Consider the following 11,444-nt stretch of genomic DNA (forward strand, 5'->3'; position numbering starts at 1 on the left):
TTCAAAGGTAAGACAGAAAAAAAGTTTACAAAAATTTAAATCAATGTATAAACATTAATTGTCTTTACAACGTTATCTTTGCATCATTCAATTTCGCAACCCTTAAAACGAAAAGCATATGGCAACCTGGACTATCGATCCAACACACTCAGAGATCACTTTCAAAGTTCGTCACTTGATGATTTCAACGGTGAAAGGCAATTTTGGCACATTCGAAGCAAGCCTTGAAGGCGACGAAGGCAATAACTTTGCGGATGCAAAAGTTAGCTTTTCTGCGGATACGGCTTCTATTTCAACGGGTCTCGAACAGCGTGATGGCCACCTGAAATCGGCTGAGTTTTTTGCTTCAGAAGAATTCCCAAAATTGACTTTTGTATCCACAGGCGTGGAAACAACTGGTGACAAAACCTTCAAACTGCACGGTGACCTGACCATTCGGGACATCACCAAGCCAGTGATTTTAGATGTGGAATACCACGGCACCATGGGCGATTTTTATGGCAACACCAAAGCTGGTTTTGACATCAAAGGCAGCATCAGCCGTGCAGAATTTGGCTTGAGCTGGAACGCCGTAACCGAGGCAGGTGGCGTAGTAGTAAGCGACGAAGTGAAACTGGAGCTGGACATACAAATGACGAAGAACTAGTTATGAGTTATGAGTTATGAGTTATGGCACACAATCTTACACAGCTAGGTAGAATTGTGTGCAGCTCATAATTCATAACTCATAACTCCGTCACATTGGTCTTCCGGCAATGTATCCTTCCAGCGATGAGACCAGGTTTTGGTATTGGGTCAGGATGGCCCTGAAAATGTCGGAGGAAGAAATCATACCCTTTACCTGCTCGCCGACCACTACGGGCAGGTGCCTGAAGTGTTTTTCAGTCATCAGCGTTAGGCATTCTTCAATCCGGGTCTGAGGAGATACCGTTATCACGGGTGAAGTCATCAAGTCTTTGACCATCGACTCCTTGGATGGTCGGCCTTTTAGAATACCCCGGCGGGCATAATCCCTTTCTGAAAAAATTCCAACCAATTTATCTCCTTCCATCACCAGCAATGCACCGATATTGTGCTTTTCCAGTTCCTCAAGCGCGTGAAATACCATCGTATCCGGCGAAACGGAGAGGATTTCATTTTTGAGTTTCTGATCCAAAATCTGTTGTACTTTCATGTTAAGGTTAATTTGAGGTGCCGTGGCGTATTTCATCCAATAATAGCCCTTTTTTAGACAAGAGAAAAGGGCATTTACTAAATCAAGAGATAATTTTTTTTGAATTTATTTTGCAAGTCGCCCACAAGGCTTTAAGCAATATTTGTGCATCTTACATTTACATTCTACCATCAACAGATCGCAAATTCCAATTGACATGAAGAAACTGCTTTTTTTGCTCCTAACTTTGAGTCAGGGACTGATTTGGGCACAAGCTCCCGACCACAACATGTACTATGCTCAACCCGCCAATTTGTTTGAAGAGGCCTTGGTGCTTGGCAATGGCCGGATTGGTGCCACGGTGCACGGCAGCATCAAATCCGACAAAATTTTCCTCAACGAGACCAGTTTATGGGCTGGCGGCCCGGTGAACCCTAACATGAACCCTGAAGCCTATAAGAACCTACCGGCCATACGCGAGGCACTGCGCAATGAAAACTACCGCCTGGCCGATAGCCTCAATCAAAAATTGCAAGGCAAATTTTCGGAATCCTATGCCCCTCTGGGTACGATGTACATCGACATGGGGCACGGTGAAAGCGCCAACAATTACCGCAGACAACTTGATTTGAGTACTGCTGTATCTACTACCAGTTACCAACAAGCTGGCGTAAGCTATGCCCGGGAATATTTCACTTCCAATCCTCAGCAGGTGATGGTGATTCGTTTGAGCGCCAGTCAGGCGGGCAAATTGAGCTTTAACCTGCGGTTCAATAGCCTCTTGCGAAACCAGGTCAAAACGGAAGCCAATGTACTGAAGATAAGTGGCCGCGCCCCCTCTCATGCAGAACCCAGTTACCGAGGCAATATGCCCAATGCCGTAGTATACGACGATCAAATCGGTATGCGCTTTTCTACTTTGATCAAAATCATCAAAGCAGACGGTAAAATTGTACGAACCGACACCACAATTGGAGTACAAGGTGGTCGTGAAGCGATCATTCTGATATCGATGGCCACCAGCTTCAACGGATTTGATCAAAATCCGGCCACGAATGGCAAAAACGAACTGGCACTGGCCAGCGAATGGCTGCAAAAAGCCGAAAAAATCAGCTACCCAACCTTGAAAGCGACCCATGTCAAAGACCACCAAAGTTTTTACAATCGCTTGGAGTTCCGTTTGGCAGGCCGCAGCAGCAACGCTACCCTACCCACCGACGAACGGCTCAAGCGTTTTGCCGAAGGCGCGAAAGATCCTGACCTGGAATTGCTGTATTTCAACTTTGGTCGCTATTTGCTCATTGCCAGCTCCCGCACTGCTGGAATACCCGCCAATTTGCAGGGCATCTGGAATGCACAATTGCGGCCACCCTGGAGCAGCAACTACACCATCAACATCAACACCGAGATGAATTACTGGCCAGCAGAATCTTGTAACCTCTCAGATCTGCACCAGCCTTTGTTGTCCTTCCTGGGCAACTTGGCCAAAACGGGCGCGGTCACTGCCAAAACCTTCTACAACGCTGGTGGCTGGTGCGCTGCCCACAATACCGACCTTTGGGCCATGAGCAATCCGGTGGGTGATTTTGGCAAAGGGTCACCCAGTTGGGCCAACTGGAACATGGGCGGTGCCTGGTTGGCTACTCACCTCTGGGAGCATTTTGACTACACCCGAGACACCGTCTGGCTCAAAAACTATGGCTATGGCTTGATGAAAGGTGCTGCGCAATTTTGTCTAGATGTGTTGGTTGACGATGGTCGAGGCAATCTGGTGACCTCACCTTCTACCTCGCCCGAAAACATCTTCATCACCCCAAAGGGTTACCACGGCGCAACCTTATATGGCGGCACTGCTGACCTGGCCATGATTCGGGAGCTTTTCCTGCAAACCATTGCTGCAAGCAAAGTCGTTGACCAAGACGCTGACTTCCGCCAAAAAATGGAACAGGCCTTGGCCAAATTGTACCCTTATCAAATTGGCAAAGCGGGACACCTCCAGGAGTGGTACTACGACTGGGCAGATGAAGACCCCAAGCACCGTCACCAATCGCACCTTTTTGGACTTTATCCTGGCCACCACATCAGTGTGGATCAAACGCCGGAATTGGCCAAAGCCTGTAAACAAACCCTGGAAGTCAAAGGGGATGAAACCACCGGATGGTCCAAAGGCTGGCGTACCAATCTTTGGGCGCGCCTGCGCGACGGCAACCGCACCTACAAGATGTACCGCGAATTAATGCGTTACGTGAGCCCAACACCCGATACCCGCTACAATGGCGGCGGCGGCGCTTATCCCAATCTGATGGATGCCCACCCTCCTTTCCAAATTGATGGAAACTTCGGCGGAACTGCGGCGGTATTGGAAATGCTCGTACAATCACAAGGCGGCGAGATCACCCTTTTGCCAGCCCTACCCGATGCCTGGGCAAATGGGGAAGTACGCGGAGTATGCGCTCGCGGTGGTTTTGTATTGAATTTGAGTTGGAGCGAAGGAAAGCTGAACAAAGTAGAAGTCTTTTCACCAAAAGGTGGCAGCACCAAAGTTAGCTATGCTGGAAAAGCCCAGACATTGAATCTAAAAAAAGGAGAGCGCAAAAGTCTAGCGTTCTAAAGAATAGCCTAAATCTTACTGAAAAAATTCGCGCAGATCTGACCAGAAAAATGGGGGGTCAAATCTGCGCGAATTTCCGATATTCAAGTGGAGATTAAATCAATCTTTCCTCGAAATCCGGTACAATATCAAACCCATTACTGCAAAGAAAAACACGCCCAATCCCTGGTATCCTGCACCGCCAATGGCGCCGGTAATGGCCTCTTCCAGGTTCACCTGAGCTATTGCATTGGCAATGTTTTCATTGACCGATAAGATGGCCACGATAACGCCCATCAAGGCGCCGCCTGCCACCAAACCAGTAGCAAATAAATTACCTTTGCTCAAGTCTTCTTCTTCTACTGCTTTGCCTTTTTTCTTGGCTGCATTGTCGGCTACCCCACGAATAATGCCTCCGATCCAGATCGGCAAAGTAGTTGATAATGGCAAGTAAGCTCCTACCGCGAAAGAGAGCGACTTCACGCCACACAATTCGACGGTGATGGCCAAAAACGCGCCGACCAAAACGAACTGCCAATCCAGGTTAAAACTCAATAAGCCTTTGATCAAGGTAGCCATCAGCGTTCCTTGAGGGGCTGGGTACTTATCGCTACCAATAGCGTGTTGAATGCCTTGGGCAAGTTGTTCTTTGGAAGGTGTATCCAGAATCTGCAAAGTTGCCCCGATGGCGATCGAAGAAACAATGGCGCCTACAAACAAGGCAATTTGCTGGTATTTAGGCGTTGCCCCAATGATGTAACCCGTTTTCAGGTCTTGAGAGGTTGCCCCCGCGTTGGCTGCTGCAATACAAATCATGCTGCCAACCACCAATACCATGGGTTCAAAAGTTTTGCCCGTCATGCCAAAACCGATGAAAATCAGCGCAGTCCCCATCAAAGTTGCGATGGTCATGCCTGATACAGGGTTGGAACTCGTGCCAATCAATCCTACGATCCGACTGGAAACCGTAACGAAAAAGAACCCAAATACGATCACCAGCATTCCGATGAGCAGTTTTCCACCGAAGGAATCGCCAGGAATTTGGGGCAATACCAGCATCAAAATCACCAGTGCCAAACTGCCGATGCCCACCACCAGGATGGACAAATCTTGCTCTGTACGCGCCCGGCTTTCATTTTTAGACCGATTTTTGAAAGAATCGATGCTCTCGCTGAAAGAAGCGGCTATGGTTGGGATGGTTTTGAGCAAGGTGATGAATCCACCCGCTGCCACTGCACCTGCTCCAATCTGGCGCACATATGCCCGGTAAATGGCAGCAGCGATGTTGCCAAAGGATTGGGTAGCCGGATCCCAATTTCCAGGGCCGCCAGCCGTTGCCAAATCGGCCAGATAGCCCAATTTGATCAATTGGGTAGCAATGATTTCGGTAGGAACTAAAGTAGCAAGCAACGGAATCAGGCCAAGCCAGGCCAAAACCCCACCAGCCACCAGTACGCCTGCAATTTTGGGTCCAATGATGTACCCTACGCCCAGGTATTCCGGGGTGATTTCTCCGTTTACGGTTGCGCCAGGAAAGTACTTGTGCGTAGCCTTGGTCACCCAGGTTGGGGCTTCGGCTATGACATGGAATACTTTTTGCAAAAGCGCATAAACAAAGGCCACACCAAGCCCTTGATAGGCCGTTTTGGCAAAATCTCCGCCTTTTTCTCCTGCAATCAAAACTGATGCGCAGGCAGTTCCTTCTGGATACGGCAGGTTCTTGTGCTCCTTGACGATCAACGAGCGCCTGAGCGGGATCATCATCAGCGTACCCAACACTCCTCCAAAAACGGCGAGGGTAAAGATGGTGGAGTACTTGAAATATTGATCTCCCACCGCAGGGTCAGACAAAAACAGAAAGGCAGGAATGGTAAAAACAACCCCAGCTGCAATAGATTCGCCCGCAGATCCGGTAGTCTGGATGATGTTGTTTTCGAGAATGGTCGTCCCCAAAAAGCGACGCCCCAATGAAATGGCCAATACCGCAATGGGAATGGAAGCAGAAACGGTAAGTCCAGCTTTTAGGGCCAGGTATACCGTGGCAGCACCAAAAATAATACCGAAAACTGCCCCCAGCACGATGGCACGAACGGTAAATTCTTTGACGTTGGTCACTTCAGCCGGAATATAAGGCCGAAATTGATCTTGTTTGTGGTTTTCCATGAATGAGTGGTTAGGACAAAGGTGTTTAACCAGTTAACATATGTCACCAAATGGTATTTGGCAATTTCAGGGGAAAAGATAATATCATTTTACAATAAAATTAAAGCAATCGCTTAAGTATTTCCATCAAGCGTTTACTGGTGTTTTCCTTAGAGAAAGGCTCAAGCTCGGTGGAAGCTCTTTCGGCAATGGGAAGGTAGGCTTGTTCATTTACCCATTCAAGCAATAATTGCGCCAATTCATCGGCATTCTGGTAACGTTGCGTAAGCTGATTTAAAGCGGGATGTAAGGGATAAAAATTGGGCAGCAAGGTAGGCTTTCCAAACCGCAACAGGTCATTGATTCCGCCACTAATCGTGGTTTTGCCGTACCACTCCTGGTAAATACCAAACTGGATCGAGGCTTTCAAGGGAAGAATCAAAAAATCGGCCAGCTGGAGTTGCGCGGTATAGGTGGCTTCATCAATACTGTTTTCAAAGGTTTGAATGTGAACCTGTTTAAATGTACGTTGGCCCATCAATTGGAACAAGCCCCTGGCACGTGAAGTACCTGCGTTCCCCAAAAAGATCAACTCAATGGGTTGCTTTAACTTTCCATCCACGAGCTTTAATGCTGCAAACAGCATATTAAAATCACGGGTTAAAGCAGAGACGGTTCCTGGGACGACAATCTGTATCGTTACATTCAAAGGAGGTGAGACAGAGGAGTAATAAACAGATGGCAGGTCAATTGTACTTAGTTTTGCAGGCAAATATGGCTGCATAAATTCGGTTATCAGCGGGTCAAGAAAAGCGCAGCCGTAAAAATTGTGCAGCATTTTGCGCTGAAAATACCCTTCGCGAAGCCAAACCGAACGAATCCAGCGCAAGCCATCTTTGAAACTGCGAATTTGAAGGCTTTTTGATCTGGCAAAAAAGAAATTTCCCTTGTGGATCAACAAAATCGTTTTGGGAAGAAAGCGCTGTTGGGCAAAAAAGGCGAAATTGGAAACCAAAGTGGTGAAAATCAAAACCTCACACGTGTCAACCTCACGCTTGTGGCGGGTGATGAAAACAGGAATGGATTCCTTAGGAAATTTGGGATAGCGTTTTAATTTGGAATCCGTCATCCAGTCCACAGGCCAAGGCTCCAGCATATAAGCAGGTGCAAAGACTTTTATTTCAACGGATTGCATGCGCAATAGGTCGATCAAACCGAACAAGACTTCCTGGTGTTCTTGCAGTTCAACGAGCGCGATGGATCTCATGCAATTGTTTTTCTGATTCGGTTACGCCATAATTCGGTTACGCCATATTTTTTTTGCGTTCAGCTTTTTCCCAAAGTACAGTTTGTCGCCCTTTGATCAAGCGCAAGAAGCCCAAAAACACCGAATAATTCATCACGCAGAAGTAGTAAGGAATAAAGAAGGCTTTGATCTTGAGTTGGCGGCGTTCAAAAATCCAGCCCAATCCCGCCAGGAGGTAAAAAATGATTTGCAGACCAAAAATTACCTGATACAAGAGACTGCCCCCCAAAGCCAGTGCCGAGTTGCTCAGCAGAATAATGGGCAAGGCCAAAGGTGCCAAAGTCCAACGCAATACTTTATGCGAAAAAAACTGCCAACTGAATATGCCGTACTGAAACGGATTGAGCAGATCCCGCAAACGCCAGGAAGCTTGCAAGCCACCTGCTGAGATGCGGATTTTACGCTTGAGCTCTTCAGCCACTGAAGCTGAAGAATTCTCTACCGCGTAGGCATCGGCAGCGTAGGCAATGCGGTAGCCTTTGCGCAGGACGGTCATTGTTAGGTAAAAATCTTCGATCAAGGTATCTTTGGGAATGTTTTCGTACAGTTCGGTGCGAATCGAAAACAGTTCTCCGGCGGCTCCTACTGCGGAATACAATTCTCCGTCCCAACGCTTGAGCAGGCTCTCGTAGCGCCAGTAAATACCCTCTCCGGCACTGCTTGCTTCGTCTTTGCTGGCGGTATTGATGCGTTTTTCGCCCGCCACTGCACCCGTTTTGAGGTCGGCATAATGCTTGACCAAATTGAGCATAGCCTGCGCATTCAGGGTGGTATTGGCATCGGTAAACACCACGATGGGCGTCTCTACCAAAGGCATGACTCGCTCTACAGCAGCCAGTTTCCCCCGGCGTTCTGGCTCATGAAGCACCTGAAAATGAGCACCTTCTGGAATAGGATAGTCTCGTGCTTTTTGCGTGGTAGCGTCGTTGGAACCATCGGTTACCAACAAAAAATGGAGTTTGCCTTGAGGATACTCTAACTCAAATCCGTTGCGGATTTTTTCTTCAATCCAATCTTCTTCATTGAATGCAGCAACCAGTAGCGTAACTGCTGGTAATTCATTAACTTTGGTTAACTCTTTACTCGGATAGAGTTTTCTCAAAACATACAAGATTAATCCATACCCTATATAAGTATAAAGCACCAAGCATACATTTGACCAAAAGACCCAATTAAGCATAACTTAAATTATTAATTTATACTGCTAAGGTAAGGATAAAAATGTAACTTTGTAATACCCTAAATGAACGTGTATGAACTTCCTATTCAAAAATGCAACTGCGGCTCGAGGAGTCCAGGTTACCCCCTCAAATCTATCCTTCATTTTTGTACTACTTTGCGCAACCATTGGCGCTTTTGTCGTCGCCCAAAAATTTTCTGAGCTGTATATTTTTTTTTCTATTCCGCCGATTGCAATGATAATGGTTTTAAATATTCCGTCATTCCCGCCTAAAGTCCAAACAGCTATTGGTATTATCTCAGTTTTGGTAGCCGCATGGCTATTGTATGCTGTGCTTGATACAGAGGGAGTCGCCTACCAAATTCAGGGAATGAGTACCGAGGGGTGGTACAAATTTAGAACATGCGTTGTCGCTTTGCCTTGTCTGTGCATTTTGCTCCGCATCGTAGGCGTGAATCCCAGTCGAATCAATATTTTGTTGTTCAGTATACCTATGGTCGTTTGTGCAGGGATATCCGTTTATGCACTGCGGGTGATTTTGGAATAAAAAAAAGCTTGCCCCTTTCATTTGGAACAAGCTTTGCGGCAAACCGAGACTGGTAAAACCAGCCTCAATTTTATATTTTTTTCAACCGAAATCTATTCGTTGATGGCTTTTACCCCTGGAAGCTCTTTGCCTTCCAGCAGTTCGAGCATTGCGCCGCCACCTGTAGATACATAGCTAACCTGATCGGCAAGTCCCATTTGGTTTACTGCCGCGACAGAATCACCACCACCAACCAAAGAGAATGCACCATTGGCAGTTGCCTTGGCTACTGTTTCTGCGATGGTTTTGGTGCCTGTTGCAAAGTTTTCGAATTCGAAAACGCCCATTGGGCCATTCCACAACAGTGTTTTTGATTCCAGAATGGTTGCACTGAACAAGGCACAAGCCTTTTCGCCAATGTCCAAGCCCATCCAACCTGGTTCGATGGCATTGCTGGCCGCTACCTTGCGATTGGCGTCGTTGCTGAAAGCATCGGCTACCAAAGAATCTTCAGGAAGCAATAATTTCACCCCTTTAGCCGCAGCTTTAGCAATCAACTGGTTGGCTAATTCGAGGCGGTCATCTTCACAAAGAGAGTTGCCAATTTGGCCACCCTGTGCTTTCATAAAAGTATAAGCCATGCCTCCACCAATGATCAGGTTGTCGACGTAGTCCAACATGCGGTCCAACAACAGAATTTTATCCGACACTTTTGCACCGCCAATGATGGCAGTAAGCGGGTGCTCTGGGTTGTTGAGGATGCGGTCGGCACTTTCCAATTCGGCTTTCATCAAAAAGCCAAAACCTTTGTTTTCTGGGGTAAAAAACTGGGCTACTGTGGTGGTAGAAGCATGCGCACGGTGGGCAGATCCAAAGGCATCGTTGACGTATACGTCTCCATATGTTGCCAATTCTTTGGCCAGTGCTACGTCCCCTTTTCCCTCGCCTTTCAAAAAGCGGGTATTTTCCAAAATCAGTACTTGTCCGGGCTGCAGTGCTGCCGTCATGGCTGCTGCTTTGGGGCCTACAAATTCTTCGCAAAATGCGACAGGTACACCCAACAACTCGGCAGTATGGGCGACGGTATGTTTCATCGTGAAACGTTCAACATCGATGGAGCCATCGGGAAGTAGCTTTTCATCGGGGCGTCCCAGGTGAGACATCAAGATAGCAGATCCACCATGCTCGAGAATGTACTTGATGGTTGGGATTGCTGCCCGGATGCGGGTATCATCCGTAATCGCAAAGGTCTTTTTGTCCAGGGGAACGTTGAAATCCACCCGCACCAATGCGCGTTTATTGGAGAAGTTGATGTGTTGCATTTGATTTTGGTTTTAGGGGTTTAAGGGTTTAGGGTTCAGTATCTACTTACCAAACCCTAAAACCCAAAAAACTTAAATACGGGTAGCCAAATCTGCCAAACGAGCCGAGTAACCAGCTTCGTTGTCGTACCAGCCCACCACTTTCACCAGGTTTCCGTTAACCATGGTCATGTCCATGTCGAAGATACAAGAGTGAGGGTTGCCTACGATATCAGCAGAAACGATAGGATCTATACAATATTCCAGGATTCCATTCAGATAACCTTCAGAAGCAGCTTTAAACGCAGCGTTGATTTCTTCTACCGTCGCCGTTTTGGTCACTACTGCAGAAAAGTCTGTTACAGAACCAGTAATGGTAGGTACGCGCATGGCGTTGCCATTCAATTTGCCTTTCAGGTGTGGCAATACCAAACCAACTGCAGAAGCAGCACCAGTGCTGGTTGGCACGATGGAAACCGCAGCAGCACGAGCACGACGCAAGTCAGAGTGAGGGGCATCCTGCAAACGCTGATCAGCGGTGTAGGCGTGAATGGTGGTCATGAAGCCCTTTTCGATGCCCAACAAATCGTCCAATACCTTTACCATCGGCGCAAGGCAGTTGGTGGTACAAGACGCGTTGGAGTAAATGTGCTCATCTGCGCTGATCTTCTCCTGGTTAACCCCCAATACGATGGTTGGCAGGTCTCCTTTAGCAGGAGCAGAGATCACCACTTTCTTGGCTCCAGCGTTAAGGTGCTGGCCAGCTTCTTCTTTGGTTGTAAAACGACCTGTAGATTCAATCACTACATCGATGTTCAGATCGCCCCAAGGCAATTTATTGGGGTCTCTCTCGGCCAAGGCAAGAATTGCCTTTCCATTGATGTGGATGTATTTATCATCAGCCGTCACTGTTCCATCGAACTTGCCTTGTGCAGAGTCGTACTTGAACAAGTGTGCCAAGGTTGGATTGTCAGTGAGGTCATTGATAGCAACGACTTCTACGTCGTTCATCTTCAGGAGGTTGCGCAGGGTAATTCTACCGATGCGTCCAAATCCGTTGATAGCAATTCTCTTTGCCATTGGTGGATGTGTTTGATTTGATGAGTAATAGTTGGTGTATAGTGAACACTCATTTGCGCTTGTTCAGCTTGGTATAGATTGGTAAGGGCTTTAGGTATGACGCAAAAAATAACTTCCCGATTTTTTTAGAGGCTTTTGAATAGGAAGCTCACTTGAAATGAACCGT

The 11,444-nt window shown here is 47.3% G+C and carries 9 protein-coding genes; 3 read left to right on the plus strand and 6 right to left on the minus strand.

Annotation, left to right across the window (positions count from 1 at the left end; genetic code table 11):
* Positions 1-118: 118 nt before the first annotated feature.
* Positions 119-646, plus strand: a complete 528-nt coding sequence (locus ABW391_RS26720) for a YceI family protein (protein ID WP_353484969.1) — start codon at positions 119-121, stop codon at positions 644-646.
* A 90-nt stretch (positions 647-736) separates the two neighbouring features.
* Here ABW391_RS26720 and ABW391_RS26725 read toward each other — a convergent pair whose 3' ends face one another.
* Positions 737-1,174 carry a CBS domain-containing protein gene (locus ABW391_RS26725; RefSeq protein WP_353484970.1) on the minus strand — a complete coding sequence of 146 codons (438 nt, stop codon included), beginning with the start codon at positions 1,172-1,174 and terminating at the stop codon, positions 737-739.
* A 196-nt stretch (positions 1,175-1,370) separates the two neighbouring features.
* Here ABW391_RS26725 and ABW391_RS26730 point away from each other — a divergent pair, with 196 nt between their 5' ends.
* Positions 1,371-3,764, plus strand: coding sequence for a glycoside hydrolase family 95 protein (locus ABW391_RS26730; protein WP_353484971.1), 2,394 nt, complete (start codon positions 1,371-1,373; stop codon positions 3,762-3,764).
* Positions 3,765-3,863: 99 nt separating this feature from the next.
* Here ABW391_RS26730 and ABW391_RS26735 read toward each other — a convergent pair whose 3' ends face one another.
* From ABW391_RS26735 to ABW391_RS26745, 3 genes are all read right to left on the minus strand, one after another.
* A complete protein-coding gene (locus tag ABW391_RS26735) occupies positions 3,864-5,906 on the minus strand; it encodes an OPT family oligopeptide transporter (RefSeq protein ID WP_353484972.1) in 2,043 nt (680 codons plus the stop codon).
* Positions 5,907-6,006: 100 nt separating this feature from the next.
* Positions 6,007-7,152, minus strand: coding sequence for a hypothetical protein (locus ABW391_RS26740; RefSeq protein WP_353484973.1), 1,146 nt, complete (start codon positions 7,150-7,152; stop codon positions 6,007-6,009).
* Positions 7,153-7,189: 37 nt separating this feature from the next.
* Positions 7,190-8,293: a glycosyltransferase family 2 protein gene (locus ABW391_RS26745; protein ID WP_353484974.1), complete on the minus strand. Its 1,104-nt coding sequence runs from the start codon at positions 8,291-8,293 to the stop codon at positions 7,190-7,192.
* Between the two features lie 151 nt (positions 8,294-8,444).
* On the opposite strand from ABW391_RS26745, the gene ABW391_RS26750 reads away from it, so the two are divergent.
* Positions 8,445-8,918, plus strand: coding sequence for a hypothetical protein (locus tag ABW391_RS26750; RefSeq protein ID WP_353484975.1), 474 nt, complete (start codon positions 8,445-8,447; stop codon positions 8,916-8,918).
* 92 nt (positions 8,919-9,010) lie between these two features.
* Here ABW391_RS26750 and ABW391_RS26755 read toward each other — a convergent pair whose 3' ends face one another.
* Together ABW391_RS26755 and gap are read right to left on the minus strand one after the other, a co-directional pair.
* Positions 9,011-10,219, minus strand: a complete 1,209-nt coding sequence (locus ABW391_RS26755; RefSeq protein WP_353484976.1) for a phosphoglycerate kinase — start codon at positions 10,217-10,219, stop codon at positions 9,011-9,013.
* Positions 10,220-10,291: 72 nt separating this feature from the next.
* The gene (gene gap / locus ABW391_RS26760; protein WP_353484977.1) at positions 10,292-11,278 is read right to left on the minus strand and encodes a type I glyceraldehyde-3-phosphate dehydrogenase; all 987 of its coding nucleotides are present in this window, start codon (positions 11,276-11,278) and stop codon (positions 10,292-10,294) included.
* Positions 11,279-11,444: the final 166 nt, after the last annotated feature.

The organism is Haliscomenobacter sp. (assembly GCF_040403615.1).
Classification (GTDB): domain Bacteria; phylum Bacteroidota; class Bacteroidia; order Chitinophagales; family Saprospiraceae; genus Haliscomenobacter.